The 22,171-nt window shown below is 36.8% G+C and carries 25 protein-coding genes and 1 riboswitch; of the genes, 16 read left to right on the forward strand and 9 right to left on the reverse strand.

What is annotated here, in order from left to right; translation table 11 throughout:
• Positions 1-83 precede the first annotated feature (83 nt).
• The 3 genes from ACFPYN_RS18335 (at position 84) to ACFPYN_RS18345 (ending at position 2,204) form a co-directional block, all read left to right on the forward strand.
• Positions 84-1,052 carry a ring-cleaving dioxygenase gene (locus tag ACFPYN_RS18335; protein ID WP_377736262.1) on the forward strand — a complete coding sequence of 323 codons (969 nt, stop codon included), beginning with the start codon at positions 84-86 and terminating at the stop codon, positions 1,050-1,052.
• 34 nt (positions 1,053-1,086) lie between these two features.
• Entirely contained in the window at positions 1,087-1,368 is a 282-nt protein-coding gene (locus ACFPYN_RS18340) for a GNAT family N-acetyltransferase (protein WP_377736264.1), read from the forward strand.
• A gap of 323 nt (positions 1,369-1,691) precedes the next feature.
• Entirely contained in the window at positions 1,692-2,204 is a 513-nt protein-coding gene (locus tag ACFPYN_RS18345; protein WP_377736267.1) for a DUF4064 domain-containing protein, read from the forward strand.
• 19 nt (positions 2,205-2,223) lie between these two features.
• On the opposite strand, the gene ACFPYN_RS18350 is transcribed toward ACFPYN_RS18345, so the two are convergent.
• Positions 2,224-2,718 (reverse strand): GNAT family N-acetyltransferase, encoded by a 495-nt coding sequence (locus ACFPYN_RS18350; protein ID WP_377736270.1) that lies wholly within the window; start codon positions 2,716-2,718, stop codon positions 2,224-2,226.
• A 94-nt stretch (positions 2,719-2,812) separates the two neighbouring features.
• On the opposite strand from ACFPYN_RS18350, the gene ACFPYN_RS18355 reads away from it, so the two are divergent.
• Together ACFPYN_RS18355 and ACFPYN_RS18360 are read left to right on the forward strand one after the other, a co-directional pair.
• Entirely contained in the window at positions 2,813-3,256 is a 444-nt protein-coding gene (locus tag ACFPYN_RS18355; RefSeq protein ID WP_377736273.1) for a GNAT family N-acetyltransferase, read from the forward strand.
• 100 nt (positions 3,257-3,356) lie between these two features.
• The gene (locus ACFPYN_RS18360; protein ID WP_377736275.1) at positions 3,357-3,689 is read left to right on the forward strand and encodes a hypothetical protein; all 333 of its coding nucleotides are present in this window, start codon (positions 3,357-3,359) and stop codon (positions 3,687-3,689) included.
• Positions 3,690-3,861: 172 nt separating this feature from the next.
• Here ACFPYN_RS18360 and ACFPYN_RS18365 read toward each other — a convergent pair whose 3' ends face one another.
• Entirely contained in the window at positions 3,862-4,512 is a 651-nt protein-coding gene (locus ACFPYN_RS18365; protein WP_377736278.1) for a LytTR family DNA-binding domain-containing protein, read from the reverse strand.
• An 82-nt stretch (positions 4,513-4,594) separates the two neighbouring features.
• On the opposite strand from ACFPYN_RS18365, the gene ACFPYN_RS18370 reads away from it, so the two are divergent.
• The 5 genes from ACFPYN_RS18370 (at position 4,595) to ACFPYN_RS18390 (ending at position 8,297) form a co-directional block, all read left to right on the forward strand.
• Positions 4,595-5,491 (forward strand): diacylglycerol/lipid kinase family protein, encoded by an 897-nt coding sequence (locus ACFPYN_RS18370; protein WP_377736280.1) that lies wholly within the window; start codon positions 4,595-4,597, stop codon positions 5,489-5,491.
• Positions 5,492-5,698: 207 nt separating this feature from the next.
• Complete coding sequence (locus tag ACFPYN_RS18375; RefSeq protein WP_377736283.1) at positions 5,699-6,481, forward strand: helix-turn-helix transcriptional regulator; 783 nt, start codon at positions 5,699-5,701, stop codon at positions 6,479-6,481.
• Positions 6,482-6,577: 96 nt separating this feature from the next.
• Complete coding sequence (yidC, locus tag ACFPYN_RS18380) at positions 6,578-7,396, forward strand: membrane protein insertase YidC (RefSeq protein ID WP_377736285.1); 819 nt, start codon at positions 6,578-6,580, stop codon at positions 7,394-7,396.
• Positions 7,397-7,450: 54 nt separating this feature from the next.
• Positions 7,451-7,696: a hypothetical protein gene (locus ACFPYN_RS18385; RefSeq protein ID WP_377736287.1), complete on the forward strand. Its 246-nt coding sequence runs from the start codon at positions 7,451-7,453 to the stop codon at positions 7,694-7,696.
• Positions 7,697-7,760: 64 nt separating this feature from the next.
• Complete coding sequence (locus tag ACFPYN_RS18390) at positions 7,761-8,297, forward strand: superoxide dismutase family protein (protein ID WP_377736289.1); 537 nt, start codon at positions 7,761-7,763, stop codon at positions 8,295-8,297.
• A gap of 216 nt (positions 8,298-8,513) precedes the next feature.
• On the opposite strand, the gene ACFPYN_RS18395 is transcribed toward ACFPYN_RS18390, so the two are convergent.
• Positions 8,514-9,671: a 3-phenylpropionate MFS transporter gene (locus ACFPYN_RS18395; protein ID WP_377736292.1), complete on the reverse strand. Its 1,158-nt coding sequence runs from the start codon at positions 9,669-9,671 to the stop codon at positions 8,514-8,516.
• A 121-nt stretch (positions 9,672-9,792) separates the two neighbouring features.
• Between ACFPYN_RS18395 and ACFPYN_RS18400 the strand changes: the two genes are divergently transcribed.
• From ACFPYN_RS18400 to ACFPYN_RS18415, 4 genes are all read left to right on the forward strand, one after another.
• On the forward strand, positions 9,793-10,689 hold the full coding sequence (locus tag ACFPYN_RS18400; protein WP_377736295.1) for a M15 family metallopeptidase: 897 nt from the start codon (positions 9,793-9,795) through the stop codon (positions 10,687-10,689).
• A 154-nt stretch (positions 10,690-10,843) separates the two neighbouring features.
• Positions 10,844-11,653, forward strand: a complete 810-nt coding sequence (locus ACFPYN_RS18405) for a LysM peptidoglycan-binding domain-containing protein (RefSeq protein WP_377736298.1) — start codon at positions 10,844-10,846, stop codon at positions 11,651-11,653.
• A gap of 204 nt (positions 11,654-11,857) precedes the next feature.
• Positions 11,858-12,259, forward strand: a complete 402-nt coding sequence (locus ACFPYN_RS18410) for a hypothetical protein (RefSeq protein WP_377736300.1) — start codon at positions 11,858-11,860, stop codon at positions 12,257-12,259.
• A gap of 70 nt (positions 12,260-12,329) precedes the next feature.
• A complete protein-coding gene (locus ACFPYN_RS18415) occupies positions 12,330-12,518 on the forward strand; it encodes a hypothetical protein (RefSeq protein WP_377736302.1) in 189 nt (62 codons plus the stop codon).
• Positions 12,519-12,799: 281 nt separating this feature from the next.
• On the opposite strand, the gene queF is transcribed toward ACFPYN_RS18415, so the two are convergent.
• The 5 genes from queF to cls form a co-directional block, all read right to left on the reverse strand.
• Positions 12,800-13,303, reverse strand: coding sequence for a preQ(1) synthase (gene queF, locus ACFPYN_RS18420; protein ID WP_377736304.1), 504 nt, complete (start codon positions 13,301-13,303; stop codon positions 12,800-12,802).
• A 15-nt stretch (positions 13,304-13,318) separates the two neighbouring features.
• A complete protein-coding gene (gene queE / locus ACFPYN_RS18425) occupies positions 13,319-14,026 on the reverse strand; it encodes a 7-carboxy-7-deazaguanine synthase QueE (protein WP_377736307.1) in 708 nt (235 codons plus the stop codon).
• On the reverse strand, positions 14,023-14,448 hold the full coding sequence (queD, locus tag ACFPYN_RS18430) for a 6-carboxytetrahydropterin synthase QueD (protein ID WP_377736310.1): 426 nt from the start codon (positions 14,446-14,448) through the stop codon (positions 14,023-14,025). The genes queE and queD overlap by 4 nt, the downstream gene beginning before the upstream one ends.
• On the reverse strand, positions 14,445-15,113 hold the full coding sequence (gene queC / locus ACFPYN_RS18435) for a 7-cyano-7-deazaguanine synthase QueC (RefSeq protein ID WP_377736312.1): 669 nt from the start codon (positions 15,111-15,113) through the stop codon (positions 14,445-14,447). The genes queD and queC overlap by 4 nt, the downstream gene beginning before the upstream one ends.
• A 147-nt stretch (positions 15,114-15,260) precedes the next feature.
• Positions 15,261-15,304, reverse strand: a riboswitch (PreQ1 riboswitch).
• Positions 15,305-15,457: 153 nt separating this feature from the next.
• Entirely contained in the window at positions 15,458-16,912 is a 1,455-nt protein-coding gene (cls, locus tag ACFPYN_RS18440; RefSeq protein ID WP_377736314.1) for a cardiolipin synthase, read from the reverse strand.
• A 769-nt stretch (positions 16,913-17,681) separates the two neighbouring features.
• Here cls and ACFPYN_RS18445 point away from each other — a divergent pair.
• Positions 17,682-19,259 carry a GNAT family N-acetyltransferase gene (locus ACFPYN_RS18445; protein WP_377736316.1) on the forward strand — a complete coding sequence of 526 codons (1,578 nt, stop codon included), beginning with the start codon at positions 17,682-17,684 and terminating at the stop codon, positions 19,257-19,259.
• Here the strand turns inward: ACFPYN_RS18445 and ACFPYN_RS18450 are convergent.
• Positions 19,251-20,495: a helix-turn-helix domain-containing protein gene (locus ACFPYN_RS18450; RefSeq protein ID WP_377736318.1), complete on the reverse strand. Its 1,245-nt coding sequence runs from the start codon at positions 20,493-20,495 to the stop codon at positions 19,251-19,253. The two genes, ACFPYN_RS18445 and ACFPYN_RS18450, sit on opposite strands and share 9 nt — an antisense overlap.
• Before the next feature lie 118 nt (positions 20,496-20,613).
• Here ACFPYN_RS18450 and ACFPYN_RS18455 point away from each other — a divergent pair, with 118 nt between their 5' ends.
• Positions 20,614-21,918 carry an MFS transporter gene (locus tag ACFPYN_RS18455; RefSeq protein WP_377736320.1) on the forward strand — a complete coding sequence of 435 codons (1,305 nt, stop codon included), beginning with the start codon at positions 20,614-20,616 and terminating at the stop codon, positions 21,916-21,918.
• Positions 21,919-22,171: the final 253 nt, after the last annotated feature.

Raw genomic sequence — 22,171 nt, forward strand, 5'->3', positions numbered from 1 at the left:
AAATTGCACATTTATAATACAGGTGATAAACTAAAATAAAAAATATCTCGAATTCGAGATATTAAGAATTAGGAGGAATTTACATGGAATTAGGAGGCATTCATCACGTATCTGCTATAACAGCGAATGCTGAAAAAAACTTTGATTTCTTTACCCGTATATTAGGTTTGAGACTGGTTAAAAAAAGTGTGAACCAAGATAATACATCTTCGTATCACTTATTTTATGGTGATGCGGTAGGTACCCCTGGAACGGATATGACTTATTTTGATATCCCACATGCTGCGAAGACGGTACCTGGAGCATCAAGTATCAGTAATACAGCTTTTCGTGTGAAAAGTGAAGCTGCTTTAACCTATTGGAAAGAACGCTTTACCCAACATCACGTTCAATTTGAAGATGTGATTGAACGTTTCGGTAGAAAAACGATGTATTTTGAAGACTTTGAAGGATCTCGTCTTATGCTAGTCGTTGATGATGGCAAAGGCGTTCCAAATGGTATCCCTTGGACGAAATCTGGTGTTCCAGAAGAATTTGCAGTGGTTGGTTTAGGTCATGTCACGTTAACCGTGCGCAAAGCACAACAGACGCAACTAGTTCTTACTGAAGTATTGGGCTTCAAAAAAGTCGGTTCATATCCTTCCCTTATGACAGCAATGCCTGATATCACTGTTTATTCTACAGGTGAAGGCGGTCCAGCATCTGAAGTGCATATTGAAGAACGACCGGATTTAGCTTTGGAAAGACCGGGTCGTGGAAGTGTTCATCATGTCGCATTTCGTGTGAAAACGTTTGAGGACTATGACAAGTGGGAAGAATTATTACGCGCAAGAGGATTCATGACTTCTGGTAAAGTCGACCGCTATTACTTCAAATCAATTTATTTCCGTGAACCGAATGGGATTTTGTATGAACTTGCCACTGATGAGCCAGGATTTGCAACAGATGAATCGATGGAGGCGTTAGGTGAAACTTTAGCGTTGCCACCGTTTTTAGAACCGCGTCGGGAACAGATTGAAGCTTCACTTCGTCCTTTAACATTTAAAGAGTAAGATATGCTAAACTGTCAAAAAGGAGTGGTGAAAAATGGAATTTCAGTATAAAGAAATGGGACATGACGCTTATGCATTTGTGCATGAAAAAGATGGTCAAACTTTAGGGGAAATCACATGGACATTGCTAGGAGATGTAATGGTGATGGATCATACTTACGTTTCTCCGGCACTTCGAGGTAATGGGGTAGCTAAGCAACTACTTGATCGTTCAGCACAATTTGCTCGTGAAAAAAGTTTTAAAATGGAAGCTGTTTGTTCGTATGTTGTAACTGCATTTAATGAATCTGACGAATATGAAGACCTTAAAGCATAATAAAAAAGGCAATCCGCTAATTGTTGTTAGTGGTTTGCCTTTTATGTATACTTCGTCATATTTTTCATCCCTCACATTTGGGTAAATATAAATAAAAATCCTGTTAGAACAGAAGCTCCTACCATCGTATACATAAAATCTGATTGGCTAAATACTATTTTCTTTTCCATCTTTCATCTACTCCTCTCAAATTGGTGTTACTAAATATGTACCCCTAGTAATAAAAATTAAACAGGTTTATTCATATTTTATGAAGGGAATGTAATAATATGAAACCAAGTTTAGTTTTGTTTCGTAAGTAGTATAGAAGATAAATAGAAGAGGTGAATGTATTGAGTAGAGCTGGAGAAGTTGCTTTAGGAATTATTGGTACCATATTAAATGCACTCTTGTTAGTATTCGTTACACTTGCTGTTGTTGGTGCATCTAATGCAGATACAGCTGAGTTAAAACAATTCGTTGAAGAAGAAATGATGATGACAGACCCTGCAATGACTCCTGATGATATCGCGATGTTTAATGAAGCGTTCGATGTAGGGCTAGATGTATTTGGCGTTGTTGGCTGGGTAATCGTAGTAACTTTACTAATCAGTGTGATATTGAGTATTATTGGCGTCATTAAAGTATCGAAAAACAAGAGTCCGAAAGCAGCGGGAGTTTTATTTATCTTTGCAGGCTTGTTATCGGGAATATTATTACTAGCTCCAATTTTATTCTATATTGCTGCTATTATGTGTTTCGTGCGCAAAACACCAGTACAACATGAACAAGATCCATATTATAACGATGATGTGAAACAAACGGACCAAACGGACCAAACTTTTAGACCATTATAAAAAAACACCTGTTAACAATTTAATTGTTAACAGGTGTTTTTAGATAGTACACATATTTAGCTGTAGAAAGAGGATGACCTTCAAAATATTCATCGAATTCTTCGATACATGTGAAATTATTACGTTCATAAAACGCTCGACCTTTTTGATTTTCACTTTCGACATAAACCAGTAATTGATTTGCATCAGAAATGTTTTTTAATCCCTCACTCAACAACTTTTTGCCATATCCTAAATGTTGATGAGATGGCAACAAATAAATAGCTGTAAGTTCTGAATCGCCGTCTTCATCGACGCGTGTAAAATTGGCAAAGCCAACAATATGATCTTCATGGAGAGCGACATAGACGGCCGTTTTTTCTAAACGTTTCATCATCATGGCACTGGAATAAGAACGTTCAATAAATAATTCTTGAATAGTAGCTGGAATAATTCCTTCGTATGTATCATTCCAAGTTATTTTGGCGATTTGCTGTACCGCAGCAATATCGTCGTGTTTCATCGCTCGTATCAAATCATCTCACCTCAAAATTCTTTCCGTCATCATACCAAATATTTCGCTTGTATGCTACACATGTGGAATAATATCTATAAAAGGAGTGAAAAAGATGTGGATTATCAAATCTTTTAAAGAATTATCAACCACTGAACTTTATACATATTTACAATTGCGAGTAAATGTTTTTATAGTCGAACAAGCGTGTCCGTATCCTGAACTAGATGGATACGACTTAGACTCGTATCATTTATCATTTAAAGAAGACGGAGAAGTTCTTGCATACGCACGAATTCTTCCTGCAGGTATTAAATATGAAAACATTTCGATTGGTCGAGTAATTGTAAACCAAAAATCTAGAGGACAAGGGCTGGCCAAACAATTAATGCAACAAGCAATTGCATTTAGTCAAGAAAAATGGCCGAATGCGAATATCCAGCTTCAAGCCCAATCACACCTCAAACATTTTTATGGTTCGTTCGGTTTTAAAGAGATGTCTGAAGAATATGATGAAGATGGAATCCCGCATGTAGACATGCTCAAGAAAGATAATTAATTTGTAATCAATTTGTCACAATAATTAAGTGTTGAAACTAGAAATATAGGGTATCCATACTATAACAAAAGAAATATGAACCACTGGAGGAATGATGAAAATGGCAAAAGGAAATAATCGTTCATTATTATTAGCTGGATTGGCAGCAGGTGCTTATGCCTATTTCAGTAAACAAGAAAATCGTGATAAAGCGTTAGTAGCTTTTAATAATACGAAAACTAAAGTGAATTCGTATTTAGACTCACAAAAAACCAATAAAATGGGGATGACGAAAGCTGGCCATTCTGATCCACATGATATTGATGACAATAATATGGTAGATGAAGGCGCAATGACTAGTGTTCAATATTACAATGATGAAGTTCAAAGTAAATTGAACAAATCAGATAAAAAAGAAGTAGATGAAACAACAACATTTGAAAATCACATTTAATTACTCATGACAAAAAGAAGGCTACGCTCAGTTAGCGTAGCCTTCTTTTTTCAATGACCTATTATAAGTACATATAAACCCATATCTGCTAGGGGACGAATTCAGTAGCATCAGTTACCGATCATAAGTAAATAACTGAGTCAAATCCATAAATACCTTTTGAAGAATGATCTTAGAAGCCTAATGAACGTCTAAAATAACTAGCATAACGTTGACTGACGGGAATTCTTGTTCCATCATTCATTTCCAGTAAGAAAGTTGAATGTGAGTCAGGTTGTATTTCTTTGATGAATGCAATATTTACAATGTAAGATCGATGACAGCGGATAAATGATTCCGAGGACAAAAATAATTCTAATTCACTTAAATTTAAGCGGTGATACCCTTCTCGAGTCTCGGTTTTAACAAATGTTTTACGTAGCTGAGTTTCTAAAAATAAAACTTGATTATGCTTTACGGGATACCAGTTTTCATCTGTTTTTATTGTCATATATTGACTTAAAAATGGAGAAGGTTGTTGAGGAAGAATGGCCGTAACTGCACCTTTTGTTTCACCTTCTTCAATAATGGGGATACTCATTCCATAGTATGAAACGCCAAAAATATTAGAGTCAATAAATTCATTTACTTTGTGACCATAAAGAAGTGCCTTATATGTAGCTGTTCCTTCCTTAATTGGATCACCGGGTTGTATTTTTAAATCTATTTTTTTACTAGGTTGATAATACACGTATTCACGAGTGTTGGAAATCGCAATAGATGCATGTTCAGGAAAAAATTCATGGATGACCTTCATGATTTCTTGTATGGAATTCGTATTCAAAGTATTCCTCCTCACTATTTAACAATGATCTCTTTTTTCTTATATTACCATATAAAACACTCATTCAGAGGAGGCAGTTTAATTGAAAAAAGCCATGTTTATAGTAAATCCATCATCAGGTAAAGAGTTAGCGGGCGATTTTAAAGACCAAACGATTGAAACTTTAACTAGTATGGGCTATGAAGTAGATGTTAGAGAGACAGAAGGTCAAGGAGATGCTACGAATTTTGCTCGTCAAGCATGCCAAGAACAATACGACCTTGTTACGGCCATGGGTGGAGACGGCACCATAAACGAAGCCGTGAATGGTTTAGCAGAACAAGAGCACAGACCTCTTTTCTCTTTTATTCCCCTAGGTACTGTAAATGATTTCGCTCGAGCTTTGGGCATTCCATTAGATCCACAAAAAGCAATTGAAGCACTTAAAACTGCGCAACCACGATTTACTGATATTGCGAAAGCACAAAATCAGTACTTTATGAATATTTTAGCTGTCGGTCAAGTAGCAGAAAATGTTTCGAATGTATCTGTGGAACAAAAAACTAAACTTGGCACCTTAGCTTATTTAATTGAAGGTGTTAAAGCTTTAACATCTGAAGATGAGACGGAAATGACCGTTGAATATGATCAAGGTAAATGGAGTGGGAATGCGGTAATCGTATTAGTGGCATTGACGAATTCAGTAGGAGGATTCGAAAAGCTTGCTCCCGAAGCACAAACTGATGACGGCTTCCTACACGTCTTTATTGTCAAAAGTGCTGGTTTGCCAGCCTTTATTCGAATAGCTTCAGCCATATTACGAGGTAAGATTGAAGAGGATCCTGACGTGCTTGTTATTAAAACAGAAAAAGTACGGATTGAGACTCAGACTGAAATGACTTGTAATTTAGATGGTGATGAAGGTTGTACTACTCCAATCTCAGTTGAAATATTGAAACAGCACATTGAGGTGCTTGTACCAATTGGTGATAATAACTAAGTGCTGTAGTATTAAATAATTGATAGTAGCTGGAATGTTGAAATTTGTTGGCATTTGTCGTTTTTATGTGAACTAATACCTGTAAAAAGTCGGAAAAAATTCTTTTTTAATAGATTATTAAAACTATTTTCATAGAACGGCATATATTATTAAGTAGAAAATGGTAAAATACTCATATGAGTATAGTATAGAAAGATGGTGAGTTTTATGCAGTCGAATCAAGCCACTAGTAGCGAATCAATATCCGAAAAATATTTGAGTGAAATTGAAATAGCTTCCAAGTTGGATGGTGTAGAAGATTTCTTTGAATTGGAAACAAAACTTTTGTATGAAATTCACCATTTAGAGATAGAAGAAGCAAAAAAGACTTTGCATCTTATTATTGATCGAATTGCTTTAAGAGCTGGAAAAGACACGATTCGTGGAGTAAAACATTACTTTAGAGTATTGTCGTCAATCATGGCGAGAAAGTTATATGAAAACCAAGTACCAGCTAAAAAAGCATTTGCTTTTAATGCTGCGTGCATTGAGATGGTTGATTTTCACATGAATGACGCAGAGTTCCTGCAGTTTGCTGATAATTTGATTGATTTTTTTGTATCGGTTATTTCAGAAAGAAAACAACCAACGTTCAGTCATCAAACTGTCAATAAGGTCATTTTATATATTAATGATGAAGTTGAATCTGAACTATCCGTTGAAGATATTGCCAAACAATTTCATGTTAGTACGAGCCATTTATCCCGTATCTTCCGTGAAAATGTAGGGATTACTCTTGTTGAATATTTAAATGTTCGCCGTGTAGAAGAGTCACAATACTATTTGCGTCATACAAATAAATCAATTTCAGACATCTCCCAACAATATCACTTCTGCAATCAAAGCTACTTTACTCGTATATTTAAAAAGTACACGGAAGTGACACCAAAACAATTCCGTGATCAAAAAGACCATGACTATTATCGATTTGCGTTGCCAACAACGATTTAAAAGAGTCGGATATTACGACTCTTTTTCTATAGATTTGAAATGTGGTAGGTAAATAAGGTATACTTTTCTATAGCTTAAAAGATGAAGGTGAAACTAGTGAAGAAGAAAATCGGATTACTGTCAATACTTGTGATGGCCACTGTATTTTTAAGTGGATGTTCGGGTGTTGAAAACAAGGAAGGGTACTTTTACAGTATTTTTGTATATCCCTTCGACTTTTTACTTAACTTTTTTGGAGATTTATTCAGCGGAAGTTTTGGTTTAGCTATAATTGCTATTACGATTTTGATACGACTTGTTTTAATGCCATTAATGCTTCGTAACTATAAGACTCAACAAGGCATGAAAGTCAAAATGGATGCAATGAAGCCAGAAATGGATGAAATCCAAAAGAAAATAAAATCAACTAAAGATAAAGAAGAACAAACGAAGTTACAACAAGAAATGATGGGGCTGTATCGTAAGCATAATGTAAATCCCTTAAATATGGGTTGTTTGCCAATGGTCATTCAAATGCCGATCATCATGGGTCTTTATTTTGCCATTCTGTATTCTGCAGATGTGAAGAGTCACCAGTTTTTATGGTATAGTCTTGGATCACCAGATGTAATCATGACGTTGATTGCTGGTGCAGTCTATTTCTTACAAGCTAAGGTATCTTTATGGACCGTACCTGAGCAACAGAAGCAACAAATGAAGATGTTTGTGTATATTTCGCCAATAATGATTATGTTCGTTTCCTTTACGTCGATGTCCGCACTACCACTATACTGGACAGTTGGTGGGTTACTATTAATCTTCCAAACCTATTTAGGACGTAAGTTTTATTCTAACCATCCAGAAAAAGCAGTAGAAGGAACAGACATAGTACTAGAAGACAAAGTGCTAGAAGGTAAAGAAAAAAATAAAGAATAATAGTAAAAGTCGGTGCTGGAAAGCACCGACTTTTTTTAAGGAGTGAGGACAGTCATGAAACGAAATTGGATTGCTGGACTATTACTATCAGCAGTAAGTATTGCTGCGTTGGTCTTTATTATTAAAGGGAATTTATATGTAGCGGTGTTGTTTATGACTGCATTATTTGCCTTAACTAATGGGTTTCGAGCGGTTAGTTTTAAAGAAAAAGGTTTTGAGCGTGAAGCGAAATGGATGAAAGGTATGTCCATTTTCTTTTCTGTTGCATTTGTCATCATATTAGGAATAATTTTGTTTTAAATGTATAAATGACTAAATTTGAGCCATCATGCTAATGAGAAATCATTTGTATGGAGGTTTTTTTATGAAGAATTTAATCATGGTTTGTGTCTTGCTAATCGTAACAGGATGCAGTCAACAAAAAGAAATGATTCCTGTAAGTGGTGTGATTGAACAGTCACTGGCAACTACGGTTGTGGATTCTACAGGTAAAGGGATTGGAACAGCTGAATTAACAGAAACAGACACCGGAGTAAGAATTCGATTACAACTAAAAGGATTAGAGCCAGGAAAAAAAGCCGTTCATTTTCATGAAGTAGGAAAGTGTGACCCACCTATGTTTACAACCGCGGGTAGCCATGTAAATCCTGCTAAAAAACAACACGGTTTTGATAACCCAAAAGGCTATCATGCAGGAGATCTTCCCAACTTAATCGTTAATAAAAAGGGCATAATAGATTTAGAAATCACAACACCGAATGTGACGCTTGAAAGAGGAAAGTCGAATTCTTTACTTGATAAAGATGGTAGTGCATTAATTATTCATGAAAAAGAAGATGATTATGTTACGGATCCTACTGGAAACTCTGGAGATCGAATTGCATGCGGGATAATAAAATGAAACGCACGTAACCTTTAACGGTTACGTGCGTTTTTTTGTTTTGTGTCTTTGTTTTTATCGTCTTTACGATTTTCTAAGAGCTCATCTAATTGTTGCATTAATAGGAGCACGTCGAATTTTGAGATTCGTTGCATGAAAAACACTCCAGTCTCGATTTTCTTACTAGTTATTCGAATCAAAAGAGTATTTTCTGTCCGTAACTATGAAAAAAGTTCATTAATATGAGAATTTATTTCGAGTAAACAGCACAATAAAGATGGATGGAATCGTACATGCTGTCATTCCTAAAAACGCCAATCCTGGACTTATCTCATATAGATAGCCACCTACAAAGGTTAAGATGGCTGTGCTTAAACCCATTGCAAGGGAAGCGTACATGCCTTGAGCTGTTGGTATTTCATTTTGAGATAATCGCTTAGAAATAAATTGAATAAATGCGTAGTGAGCTACACCGAATGAAACAGCATGAAGCAGCTGAGAAATAACAAATATCCAAACACTCGGGAATAGGAAGATTAATACCCAACGCAGTGTGGAACCAATTCCTGCGACCAAGAACATAGTGGATACTTTGGTTTTGGAAAAGAAAAGATCGGCTCGAGCAAAAAATAAAATTTCTAATAGAACAGCTACAATTAAGATGACTCCGATATAAAGGCTATTAACGCCTAGCTCCTGTAAATAGATGAATCCATAATTGTAATAAGAAGCATGTGCACCTTGCAATAATATGGCAAGAATTAACACCGTTACAAAGGGTTTCGACGTGACTAATTTCTTAACCTCTGATTTTTTAACATTGCCTTCGCGAATCTCCGGTTTTATAGTTAGAGAAGGGGGAGCAGGGCGGGTATGAAGAAACCACATCAAAGCAAGTCCTATTAACATGACCCACAAAATCGCTTGTTCATTCCATATAGAGGTAACTGCACCTATTAACAAAAGTCCTACCGTATAACCAATTGATCCGAATGAACGGCTTTTCCCGTAATGAATACGCTCAGTCTGAATTAAAACGGACGCACTGCTTTCCATAGCGGGTAGTAAATTCGGATAAACCAAGCTAAATAGTATGGTGATGATGAGCAATGGAATAAATGTATCTGTAAAAATATATAACGACATGATAATGAACGATAAAAATGCGGTCCATATCATGACTCGACGAATAGAGAGAAGTTTTGTAGCAGCAGGGAAAAAGACAAATGTCGAGAAAGCACGCGCTACCATTCCTGATCCCATAATGATACTTGCATGAAATACAGAAAGTCCTTTTTCAGTTGTTAACCAACCGGTCCAGTAAGGTAAGAAAACACCCCAAGTAAAAAAGAACGCTGCAAAATTAATGGACAACCATTTTTGAGAATTTATCATAAGTGAAACCTCAAATCTATTTTAAATGTCTAATATATTATAGCGAAAAAATAATGATGCATGTCATTTTTAAAGAATTTAATGGTAAACTTAATGTACGATATATGAAAGAAGGCTTCTCATGCAATCTAGTAAATACCGTTTTAATTCAAATAAAAAAAAGAAGTGGCCAATAGTGGTTACAGTAATTATAGGGAGTATTCTCATAATTGTACCAGTGATTTGGATAGGACTTCACAATTGGAACCTCGATAAAAGTGTAGCTGCATTAAATCTGGAGCAACAAACAGGTGACCCAAGCCCAATTATTCCTGAATCAACAGATAAGCTAGACAAACAAACTGGTGACGAAAATCAAGAAGTTGGTGCAGATCCATCAGAAAAACCAGTAACACCAGTAGCTCCCGATAAACCTTCTGAAGAGCCAAAAGAAAGTCCAAAGCCACCAGTAGAGAAGCCAGCAAATAATATGTATGAGCCTAATCAAACTTACCCCAAAACTCCAACTATTAAAAATGGAATTGTGGTAGCCAATAAAAAATATCCACTTCCTATTGATTATAATAAGGGAGAAGATTTAATCGCGCGGGCAGCATTTAATCAAATGGCTGCAGCTGCAAAACTGGATGGATTTGAGCTCGTTGCGTTTAGCACATTTCGCTCATTTGAACGTCAAGAAACCTTATATAATCAATACGTTGAAAAAGATGGACAGCAAGCCGCAGACCAATATAGTGCACGTCCTGGCTATTCTGAGCATCAAACGGGTTTAGCTTTTGATATCGGAGAGAAAAACTTTGAACAACACTGGGCAGCTGCGTCTTTTGGTGAAACGCCTGCTGGTGAGTGGGTTGCGCAAAATGCCCATTTGTATGGCTTTATCCTACGCTATCCGTTAGGGAAAGAACAAGTTACAGGCTATATGCATGAGTCATGGCATTACCGCTATGTAGGGGTAGAACCCGCAACGGATATGTTTACACATAAACAGACTCTAGAAGAATATTTAGATCTATAATAGAAATGAAAAGGAGCTGTCCTAAAAGTCATGAAATATGACTAAGGGCAGTTCCTTTTTATATTTAGTGGAGGTTGATTTCCGCTACAAAAAATTAATTTCCAGGAACCAGTTAACACTTTGTTGTATATGATGGGGAAAAAGGGGTCCTTTCATGGCTGTTATTGAAAGCACGCATTATGTCTATACCGTTCAACCCGGAGATACCTTGTACAGCATTGCTAATCGTTTTGGCAGTTCAGTTTCTGCAATTGAGCAAGCCAATTCATTATATCCACCTTTTACAGATCCTGGATTAATATTTCCTGGTCAGCTACTCGTTATACCTGGAGGCAGATTCGGTTTTCAATACGAAGTGTATTATACAGTTTCACCAAGGGATACTTTGTTTTCAATAGCACAACGCTTTTCTGTTTCTTCAGACCTGTTATTTGGAATAAACTCGCAAATTGCAAATCCCGATTTTATTTCGACAAACCAAATGATTCGCATACCAGCATTTATCTACGAAGTAACAGCGGGAGACTCATTATCAAAAATTTCTTCACAAACGGGATTGTCTTTAGACAAGATAATTAAAGCGAATGAGCGAAGAGCCAGCTTTTCGCCTGATGTTTTGTATATCGGATATCTCTTATTATTACCGTTACCAGCTTCTCAAAATATTTTAGTACTACGTCCATTGCCAGGAGATATTATTCAAGAGGGTAGCTTCATGCAAGGAATGGCGAGGGCTTTTGAAGCGAATGTGCTTTATAGCATACTAGATACACAAGGAAATCTAGTTTCCAACGAAAAAAGCATCACGGCACGTGCAGGGGGACCAGAATACGCTGAATTCTCCACCAATCTGCAATTTGACCTCAAGCCGTCCATCCCTACAGGTGAATTAAGAGTGTATACAAGAAGTGCAAACGATGGCAGCATTCAAGATTTGGTGAGGGTAAGGGTTCGGTTTGAATAACTTATTAGGTCTCTAAAAAGAAGAAATCTAATACCCCTAAAATAAAACAGGTGGAGAAAAAAGATCATTTTTTCTCCACCTGTTTTTATATGTTTACTTATTTTCCTCCAAAGAACGGAACTGGATATTTATGTTAAAATAAATATAAGATTGTGAAGGTTTTTTCACTTGTACTAACGGGAGGCAGAAGGAGAGGAACATTCAATGGTGATTTTTAATAAATCATTTAATCTGATTTTGTTTGTATTAATATTTCTTTTGTTTATTACGGGTTGTGGAGTTGCTGATGGTGGAAAGGTTACAGCTAAAGACGTGTTAAAACGAAATCCAGAGGCTGATATTTTCCAATATAATGGTTTTATTTATAACAATATGACTGAGGTTGAATGGTTTGAACAAGAAAAAGATAAGTACACCAAACATAGTCTGTTAGATGAAATAGAAAAACAGTCATCAAGTAGCTACGGGTTTAAGGATTTAACAACAACCAAGTTACCTGTCGGTACAAAAATATACTCAACAAATGAAAATGAAAACGATTTGGGAATCTTGATAGTCGAATACGAAGGCAAAGATTTGTATTATATGCAATTGCTCGAAGGCTAAGTAATGGTGTAAATGTGACGAGATGTACAAATAGTTGAAGGATAAAAATTCTATATGGGGTGACAATAGAATGAAAAATGACTTTTTGAAAGCCATTTTTATAATATGGGGTGTTATTTTATTTCTTGAGTTATTATGGTTTAGTTCATTTACTAATAGATCTCATTCAAAAACAGAAGCTATATTTGCTACCACAGTGATAGCTGTAACCAGTGTATTTGGTTCAGTTGGAATATATTTATTTAAAAGAGAAGAATAAAAAACCGGTTTACCTAACGTGCTGTTTCAGGTAAAAAAATTAATCAATAACTATTATATAGCCTAGGTTGTATATGACTGTTGATTTTTAAATAGGTAACTGAAAAGTGAAAGGCAAGAGAAAAACATCTGCTCCTGTTTCTGCATCGCTGCGCTAGCTTGAAACATGAAAGTGCGTAGTAACGGAAATCAACAGAGCCATTTAATATGAAAAGGGCTGCCCTTAAAAGTCAGTATAAATGACTTTTGGGACAGCCCTTTTTCGTAGAGTGCAAGATAGATCTATCGATTATTAATCGTCTCAGGATACATATCGTGGTTCATCATACGATGTGTAGCCATTTCTTCATATTTTGTGCCGGGTTTTCCGTAGTTTGTATAAGGGTCAATACTAATGCCACCACGTGGTGTGAATTTGCCCCATACCTCAATGTAACGAGGGTCCATTAGTTTAACTAAGTCATTAAGAATAATATTCATACAATCTTCATGGAAATCTCCATGGTTTCGAAAGCTAAATAAATATAATTTAAGCGATTTACTTTCGACCATTTGAATATCAGGAATATAGCTAATATAAATCGTAGCGAAATCCGGTTGGCTCGTAATCGGACATAAAGAAGTAAACTCCGGACAATTAAATTTCACAAAATAGTCGCGATAAGGGTGTTTGTTCTCAAAAGACTCCAAAACGCCAGGATTATATGAAAAATCATATTGAACGTTTTGATTGCCTAGTAAATTGATTCCTTGTTCATGTAACTCTTCTTTTTGACGACCACTCATTGTAATTCCTCCTTGTTAAACACCGCGTTTATTTCCCCAAATCAATGCATGTAATTGAGGTAATACTTTCGCATCGTTCATAATCGTAGACTTCATAGAACGGTCAATTAACCATTCAAAGCGTTTCAATAATGATGAAACCAATGCTTGATCATCGACTGTTAACACGTCATCATTACCTACCTGTAAGTAAAAAGGGACTACAGGATAACGTGTATGAATCATTTCCGCATATGTGAAATCTTCCTCATTGAAGATAACAACTTTTAAGCTCACATTGGCATCTATTAGATTTTGCATAAATAGATCCAGTTGATCGAAATCCGTCTTCATTAAAGAGCTCGGTGGTTTTGGAGAAATCGTGACATCATCAATATCAAGGAGCCAATCTTGCCAAAAAGACCCTTGAGTCTCTATAGCTACTTTCCATCCTTGTTCATGACATTGATTAATTAATTCGCCTATTCCTTTATGAAGAGCGGGGTTACCACCTGAAATGGTGATATGAGAAAAAGCCTCTTCACCAATTTCTTTTAATGAATCAATGATTTCTTCCGCTTTCATGGCTGTGCTTTTCCCCGTGCCATCCCAAGTAAATTTAGAATCGCACCAAGAACATGAATAGTCACAGCCTCCAGTGCGAACAAACATGGTCTTTTGCCCGATTACCATACCTTCACCTTGTATCGTAGGTCCAAATATCTCCATTACGGGAATCTTCATAGTAATTCCTCCGTTTTTGGACGATATACAACATAGCTTGTCGGAGTTTCACGAACAAGTACTTGTAGACATTTTGGTTGATGAGGAAGTGTCTTCAACTTATTGTGAATGGTAACCCAAATTTCGTGTGCTACTTGTTCAGTCGTAGGAAACTTCTGTTTAAATTCAGGATGATCGTTAAGAACGGTATGGTCATATCTTTTGTGTACGAGACTTTTAATGACCTTAAAATCAATTAGAAAACCCATTTCATCTAACTGATCACCTGCAATGGTAATGTTAATGAAATACGTGTGGCCGTGCATATATTGGCAATTGCCAGCATCGTCATGTGGAATGAAATGTGCTGCAGACAAATGCATATCTTTATTTAATTCGAATCGATACGTATGAGGTGTTTGTGGATAAAATTGTTGAATCATTTCGCTACACTTCCTTGCTTTTCTTCAAGGTAAGTGGTTAAGCCGTTTTGGCGTAATACACAGGATGGGCAAGTACCGCAGCCATCTCCTCGAATACCTTCATAACAAGTTAATGTGCGAGTACGAACAAATTCTAATGCGCCTAAATCGTCGGCAAGTTTCCAAGTCTGTGCTTTGTCCAACCACATTAAGGGTGTTTGGAATTGAAGGGAGGTATCCATAGCTAAATTAATGGAAACATTAAGAGCTTTGACGAATACATCTCGGCAATCTGGATATCCACTAAAATCCGTTTCACAAACGCCTGTAATAATATCACGGGCACCAATGGACTGTGCATAAACAGCGGCAAACGATAGGAATAAATGATTTCTTCCTGGTACAAACGTAGATGGCAATTTTCCATCAGTAGCGTCTGTTACAGCGATATCACTTCTCGTTAAAGCATTCGCTGATAGTTGATTGATTAAAGTCATATCCAACACTTTAAACGGAACGTTTAAGTCATGTGCGATTTCTTCAGCACATGTAATTTCTTCAATATGGCGTTGACCATAGTCAAAAGTGACAGTAAACACTTCTTCATATTGTGTTAACGCCCATAACAGACATGTAGTACTGTCCTGGCCGCCACTAAATACGACAACTGCTTTTCCTTTTTTCATTGCTCATTTCTCCTTTGGAAGAATGAGTATTCGACATCTCTATTTAGGTGATTCAGTAACGTTGAAAGTAGTATGCATGGAGTAACTAGATACTTAAACTGAATTGAGGCTATACAAGCACAAAAAAACTGTATATACGTGACAGTTTTCACCTTAGTTTTTTATAGAGGGAGTTTACGAACCTCTTCTAATTTTGGTACACCGTAAATCATAGCATATTTCACATCTACTTCATATAACATGCGGCTCTTTGATTATACGCGGTAGCCCAAGCCGTTCAATCATACGAACAAAAAAGCATGAAGAGGATTAACCCTTCATGCTTCAAAAACGTATAAGTACTATTAGAGAATGGGGGATAATAGCCTTGAGAAAGACTCTTTCATTTTGATTGTACGTGTACGCTCTGCATACAATTCTTTGGTAAGCTCAGTTGATAACAACATATCTTGCTCAAATAACTCTGCTAATTGATGAGAAGTTTCACGATCATAGATAAAGGCATTTACTTCGAAATTTAATTTAAAACTGCGAACGTCAATATTGGCTGTGCCGACAGTTGATGCTTCATCGTCAACAACAATCATTTTAGTATGCAAGAATCCATTTTCATAGATGTACACTTTTGCACCCGCTCGGATTAGGTTACCCACATAAGAATAAGTAGCCCAGTACACAAACATATGATCAGGTTTATTTGGAATCATGATTCTCACGTCAATTCCTGACAAGCATGCTATGCGCAAGGAATCCATAAAACTGGCATCGGGAATGAAGTAGGGTGTTTGGATATAAATATATTTTTTGGCCATGGTAATTAACTTTAAATAGCCATTTTTTATTTGTTCCCATTCTGAATCTGGTCCACTTGAAACGATTTGTAAACCAACAGAACCTTTTAACGGAATAGCAGGGAAATAACGATCAGAGTATTCAATATCTTTGTCCCTTGATGCTTGGTTCCAATCTAAAATAAATCGTGTTTGAAGAGGGTGAAGTGCACTTCCTTCTATTCGTAAATGTGTATCACGCCAGTAGCCAAATTTACGATCTAAACCTAAATACTCATCTCCCACATTAAACCCACCAATATAACCCACACGGCCATCGATAACTACAATTTTGCGATGATTTCTATAATTTAATCGAGGATTCACAAGGGGCATAATTGAAGGGAAGAACGCTTCAACTTCGCCTCCTAAGTCAGTCAAATCCTTAAAATGTTTTTTTCGAAGACTGCGTGAACCCATATCATCAAATAGTAATCTAACTTTTACACCTTGTTTTGCTTTTCGAACGAGGACATCATAAATGCGAGAACCAAGTCCATCTAAACGGAAAATGTAATATTGAATATGAATATGATCTTTTGCCAGTTCTAAATCTGCTAACAGAGCAGCGAATTTCTTTTCGCCATCATTAAATATAGTAAGGGCATTGTCTTGAGTCAATACGGCATGGTTATTACGCAACTGCATATAGATCATATCTTTAAATGCGTGGGTGTCTTCCAAACGAAACTCAAACGTACCTTCTTCAATAGCTTCTATTTGATAATCTATTAAATTGTCAATGCCAATTCTGCTTCGACCTTCCCAACGAAATAAGTGTTTCTTGCGTAATTGTCTTCCTAGCAATAAATAAAGTAGGAATCCCATTACGGGAATAAAGAATAAAACCATTAACCAAGCCCATGTAGAAGAGGCGTCTCTTCGTTCAAGGAAAATTAACACAATGGCTAGAAATATATTAAGTGTGATAATGGCGGTAATCCCGATGCTAATTAAATTGGCAGCCATATAGTCCCTCCTTGCTAAACGAATTTGATGTTAATTTAGTATAACTTAAAGATAGCAGTATGAGAAAGACTGGTGAAAAATTATGTGTATGGTGGCTAGTGAAAGTCCTTCTATCTGGGTAACATTGGTGTAAGGATGAATCAAAACAATTCCCCGTGTATCAATGACTATAACTGCAGGCGGATTAATCACTGAGGATAACAGGTTTCAGTTCGCTTCTGATGCTTTACCTGCTGCACAATAATCTAAAGAATAAAGAGGATGGGCTTGTGACTGCGTCACTCGCCCATCTCTCTTTTTGTAGATTATCCTGCGGCTAGTGTGCATCCTTCGCTCACTTACAACCTGGAAGCACACAGTAATTAAGTTTTGATTTACTAAAGAATAGAGGGTTTTTTTACGTAGATGTTCGACCGAAGATACTATTTCGGTCTCTTCCTGCTCCTTTTATTTCAAGGCGAAATTGGCAACATTGATTAAAATCAAGTTTAAGTAAGTGTCATATTAACTAAAGTATGAATCCTTGAAAGAGGTCAAAATTACAATTGAAAGAGTACACTTGCGCCTAGCTAGCCGCAAGAGTGTGAAGAATGAGACCCACAAGTATGTGGTTTCATACTTGTTGGCTCATACGGAACCAGCGGCCAGCGCAAATGTACGATAAATGAAAGTGTAGTAATAAATATAGGGCTTTGCTTTCTTATGTGAGAAAATAGAACTTAGGAGCAATTAAAACGTTCTATATCTTAAAAACTAGAAGGTGAATGTGATGTATTGGTGTAAAATTGCTCGCGCTGAAAAAGAGTTTGAGGCCATTGCCAAACTAAATTATGATACGTTCGTAGAAGAAATACCACAGCATGAACAACATCCTAGCGGGAAACGGCAGGATGCCTATCATCATGAAAATACATATTTGATTGTCTTAAAAGATCAAGAAATCGTGGGTATGATTGCGATTCGCGATCAACGGCCATTTTCTCTAGATCACAAAATAGGTGTAGTAGAGGATGCCTTACCGAAAGAAGCTTTAAACGGAAAATTATGCGAGATTCGATTGTTGTCTGTCCGCAGAGAGCATCGAAACGGTCGTGTCTTTTTCATGTTGGCTCGTGCATTAGCAGACTATGCTTACGAAAAAGGCTACGGAGCGGCGGTCATCTCAGGAACCGTTCGTGAATTGAAATTGTACGGCCAACTCGGCTTTAAAGCTTTTGCTGAACCTGTTGGAAGCGAGGAAGCTGCTTTTGTACCGATGTTTTTGACGAAGCAGTATTATGAACAATCAGTTGCAGCTCGATTTCAACATAAACGACATACCTTTTATCCTGGCCCGAACGAATTAACTCCAGTAATTAAAAAAGCGTTTCAACGCTCTCCTGTTTCACATCGTTCATATGAATTCACCGAACGGTTCAAACGAGTGCAAAGTCAGTTGATCAATTTGACAGGAGCGTCTCATGTACACTTGCTTTGTGGAAGCGGGACGCTTGCTAACGAGGCGATGATTGCTCAAATTAGTCGAATTAACTCCAAAGGCTTGGTGTTAATTAATGGGGCGTTTGGCGAACGTCTGAAAAACCAAGCGTTAAAATGGGACTTGGATTTTGAAGCGGTCGAAGTAGAGTGGGGACAACCCTTCGAAAAATCTGTTTTGGAGCGACAGTTGAAATCAGGCTTGTATGGCTGGATATTACTAGCGCATGGGGAAACGTCAACGGGCATGTTAAATGATGTGGACCACATACTGGAACTTGCTAAAGAACTGAACATTCAGGTGTGCATGGATTGTGTAAGCTCTATTGGCACTGTTCCACTCAAGTTAAACGGCGTGTACTTAGCAACTGGTGTCAGTGGAAAAGCGATTGGCACGATGACGGGTATCGCTATGGTTTTTTCAAATCATCTTATCGACGTTTCTCCTTCGATTCCTATGTATCTGGACTTAGGTTGCTATGCCAATGGGGGGATACCGTATACATATTCTTCTCAGTTGTTGGAAAGTCTAGAAATTGCCTTAAAAGCATATGATAACGACGCCAGATATATCGTATTAAATGAGCGTTATGACAAGCTTTTACTTGCAGAACAAAATGGAGAGCTTGAGTTTTTAACCAAGCAAAGTTACCCCATGATTGTCACGTTAAAAGTACCTCCACTAAATAAACACATGGCGAAAGATGCTAGACTTTCTGGATTTGATTTACATGATCAAAGTGCTTATTTGAAAGAAAGACAATGGGTTCAATTATCCCTTATCCAGCCTGAGTTTGAAGAATCATTTGAAAAATTTCGGTTATGGTTAAGCAATTACGTCACATACGAAAAAGCAGTGAACTCAAAGTGAGTCACTGCTTGTTTTCAAATCTATATAGGTTTGAATAATAAACTTCTTATAAGGGGTATCGGGTAATTGAATAATTAAGTCATAACCAATTTTAGCTTCATTCAGCGCTTTCTCTTGATTGCCGAGTTGAACATAGCAGAGAGCACGGTAGGAATAAACTTCATAAGCCGTTGATAAATCGTAAGGATGATGCAAATAGCTCGGTATTTCATATTTCATAAGAATTGGTAAAGCTTCTTTGACTTGACCTAGCCCATATAAAGCTTTTCCTTTTTCGAGAAGATAGTGATTATTGTCCTTCATAAGCGTTTCACCAGAAAATTCATTTCCCAGTTCAAGAAAACGCTCGATATGAACATTGGCTTTGAGATAATCTTTCGTATACGAGTTGTGAAAATGTGCTTCTAAATATTCCGCAATCGCTGTAGAAAATTTGTTTTCCGCAAACTCTCCATATTGCCTAACCTTCATTAAATAATACGATCGCTCTTCTTCATTTCCGTTGATCATTGCCTGGAAACAAGCCAATCGATACAAATCATCTATCCTGTAAAAGATGCGTTCTTCTTTCGCGAAATTTAAACCTTCCGTCATTTTAATCTGTGCTTGTTCATAATTTCCGACAGCAGAAAATAATAATGATTCACAATATAGATATTCAATGGTGGTTATGGCATCAAATGGAGAATCAAAACGAGCTTGTTCTTGCATAATAATGGTCAGTGCTTCCTCGTAGTTATGAGCATTGAACTGAATCATGCCCTTAAAGAGTACAAGAGACGCACTTTGATTATATAAATGTAACTGTTCATACATTTTTATCGCGCGATTATAGTGAATTTCCCAGTCCTCATGCTTTAAATGATGGGCAGACCTACTAAATATGTCGAGCAATCTGGCTGACTCATAACTGAGCGTCAATTTATCTGCCATAGGTTTTATTAATTCTACTATTTGTTCATGTTCATCCGCTAAATCAGAGAACCCCACTTTAAAAAGTTTCTCCGCTTTTTCTAACACAGATCTTTTCTCTGTTGGACTAAAGTCTTCCATTAATTCGGATGATTCCACTCCTAGTTGCTGTGCTATATAAGACAAGCTTTCCATGGAAGGTTGGGCTTTGCCGTTTTCAATTAAACTGAGCATGCCCTTTGTTAGCTTACTACCGGCTAATGTTTCCAACGTTAACTTTTGTTCTTTTCGTAGCTGTCTAATTCGTAATCCAATTGTATCCATATATAACGCTCCAATTCTAATTAGTTTAATTATATTAAACTTTAGCTTGCAAGGGAAGTAATTTCGTGTTATTCTTTGTTTAATTAAATTAAACTTTTAAACAAAAAGGGGTTTTTGTGTGGAAGAAGCTATGAAGTTAAGGAAAGCCACCTATCATTTGTGGACGTTCACCATTAGTAAATTAATTTCAACATTTGGGGTAAGTGTTTTTACGTTCGGGATTAGTTTTTATATTTTATCAATAACCGGTTCTGCAACAAGTTTTGCGATTGTTCTAATTTGTAGTATTCTACCTAGAGTAATTTTGGCGCCGTTTGCAGGCTACGCTGCAGATAAGTATTCAAAAAAGACCATTATAATCGTTGCTCAAATATGTAGCGTGTTGGCAGTTACAGTCTTGCTAGCGGTGAGTTTAACGATAGGTCTTTCTCTTATTGCGATTTATCTAACAGAAATTGTCCTGTCGATTACATCCCTGTTTTCAGGAGTGACGTTTAGTTCTTCTATAGCAAATTTAGTGGATTCAGAGCGAATTCAAAAAGCGATGTCGTTTAATCAAATGTCCATGTCGCTTGCTGCTATTGGAGGACCTGCATTAGGTGGACTATTGTTCGGTCTTGTTTCCATAGACATGTTTCTAATTATTCATATGGCAAGTTACACCATTGCTGTTGTTCTTGAAGCCACCATGGATTTTAAGTTGTTTTCGACAAGAATAACCGAAGAAGTAACAGAAAAGAAAGAAACAATGCTTCAAAATATGAAAGCAGGCATTACCTATGTAAAACAACACCGTATTTTGGTCGTTATCGTATGGGTGGCTCTTGTTATCAACTTTTTCTTCGGAGCATATACTGTGGGCTATGCCTTTATTCTTGTAGATGGGTTGAAAATGCAATCCTTCCATTTTGGCATGACAGAAGGAGCGCTAGCTGTTGGTATGCTCGTTACTTCCATCTATTTATCTACTCGGAAGGAAGTTAAGTTTCCTCTAGTTGTTGTGAAAAGAGGTATTTTAACTATGGGAGCTTTAATTGGTTTATCCACTTTCCCATTACTTATTCAGTTATCATATACATCAGTTGTGATTTTTTATATCGTACTCATGTTTACATTTGGTGTGAGCATGATTTTTGTTAATACGCCAATTGGTGTGATGATGCAAAAACGCATTGATGAAGAATATCGAGGTCGCGTATTTGGATTACTTGAAACCATGTCGATGTCATTAATGCCTCTAGCGATGGTGCTTTTCGGGTTCCTCTATGATGTCGTTCCGGCACAGTATGTTTTGTTAGGTTCTAGTATCATTTTATTAATCGCTGTCATCTACATGCTTCGTCCATCCATCATGAAACAAGCACATCCAGAGCTTGAGGACAAAAAAATTATAGAAGAGCCAGTGAAAGTAGTGGCTTCATAAGTGGTTATTGAGGATTATAGGTTTCCAGTCTGCTTCTGATGCTTGACCTGCTGCAAGATGTTCTAAAGATCAAAGGAGAGCTAGGCGAAGTGACTATGTCACTTCGCCTAGCTCTCCTTTTGTATCTTTCCGATTCGCTTATTTTGATAGGATAATACCATTGTTATTAATTACATAATTTTACTATTACAACTAAACCCGTGATTTTTACAACTAAATCGTCCAAAATTACAACTAAATGCCCCATTTTTAC

Source organism: Paenisporosarcina macmurdoensis, from assembly GCF_042658845.1.
Lineage (GTDB): Bacteria > Bacillota > Bacilli > Bacillales_A > Planococcaceae > Paenisporosarcina > Paenisporosarcina macmurdoensis.

What these genes read in the sequence shown, in the direction of transcription:
- ACFPYN_RS18335 (WP_377736262.1), top strand. Translation starts at nt 84, where the DNA reads ATGGAATTAGGAGGCATTCATCACGTATCTGCTATAACAGCGAATGCT.
- ACFPYN_RS18340 (WP_377736264.1), top strand. Translation starts at nt 1,087, where the DNA reads ATGGAATTTCAGTATAAAGAAATGGGACATGACGCTTATGCATTTGTG.
- ACFPYN_RS18355 (WP_377736273.1), top strand. Translation starts at nt 2,813, where the DNA reads ATGTGGATTATCAAATCTTTTAAAGAATTATCAACCACTGAACTTTAT.
- ACFPYN_RS18360 (WP_377736275.1), top strand. Translation starts at nt 3,357, where the DNA reads ATGGCAAAAGGAAATAATCGTTCATTATTATTAGCTGGATTGGCAGCA.
- ACFPYN_RS18375 (WP_377736283.1), top strand. Translation starts at nt 5,699, where the DNA reads ATGCAGTCGAATCAAGCCACTAGTAGCGAATCAATATCCGAAAAATAT.
- ACFPYN_RS18385 (WP_377736287.1), top strand. Translation starts at nt 7,451, where the DNA reads ATGAAACGAAATTGGATTGCTGGACTATTACTATCAGCAGTAAGTATT.
- ACFPYN_RS18390 (WP_377736289.1), top strand. Translation starts at nt 7,761, where the DNA reads ATGAAGAATTTAATCATGGTTTGTGTCTTGCTAATCGTAACAGGATGC.
- ACFPYN_RS18395 (WP_377736292.1), bottom strand. Translation starts at nt 9,671, where the DNA reads ATGATAAATTCTCAAAAATGGTTGTCCATTAATTTTGCAGCGTTCTTT.
- ACFPYN_RS18400 (WP_377736295.1), top strand. Translation starts at nt 9,793, where the DNA reads ATGCAATCTAGTAAATACCGTTTTAATTCAAATAAAAAAAAGAAGTGG.
- ACFPYN_RS18405 (WP_377736298.1), top strand. Translation starts at nt 10,844, where the DNA reads ATGGCTGTTATTGAAAGCACGCATTATGTCTATACCGTTCAACCCGGA.
- ACFPYN_RS18410 (WP_377736300.1), top strand. Translation starts at nt 11,858, where the DNA reads ATGGTGATTTTTAATAAATCATTTAATCTGATTTTGTTTGTATTAATA.
- ACFPYN_RS18415 (WP_377736302.1), top strand. Translation starts at nt 12,330, where the DNA reads ATGAAAAATGACTTTTTGAAAGCCATTTTTATAATATGGGGTGTTATT.
- queF (WP_377736304.1), bottom strand. Translation starts at nt 13,303, where the DNA reads ATGAGTGGTCGTCAAAAAGAAGAGTTACATGAACAAGGAATCAATTTA.
- queE (WP_377736307.1), bottom strand. Translation starts at nt 14,026, where the DNA reads ATGAAGATTCCCGTAATGGAGATATTTGGACCTACGATACAAGGTGAA.
- queD (WP_377736310.1), bottom strand. Translation starts at nt 14,448, where the DNA reads ATGATTCAACAATTTTATCCACAAACACCTCATACGTATCGATTCGAA.
- queC (WP_377736312.1), bottom strand. Translation starts at nt 15,113, where the DNA reads ATGAAAAAAGGAAAAGCAGTTGTCGTATTTAGTGGCGGCCAGGACAGT.
- cls (WP_377736314.1), bottom strand. Translation starts at nt 16,912, where the DNA reads ATGGCTGCCAATTTAATTAGCATCGGGATTACCGCCATTATCACACTT.
- ACFPYN_RS18445 (WP_377736316.1), top strand. Translation starts at nt 17,682, where the DNA reads ATGTATTGGTGTAAAATTGCTCGCGCTGAAAAAGAGTTTGAGGCCATT.
- ACFPYN_RS18450 (WP_377736318.1), bottom strand. Translation starts at nt 20,495, where the DNA reads ATGGATACAATTGGATTACGAATTAGACAGCTACGAAAAGAACAAAAG.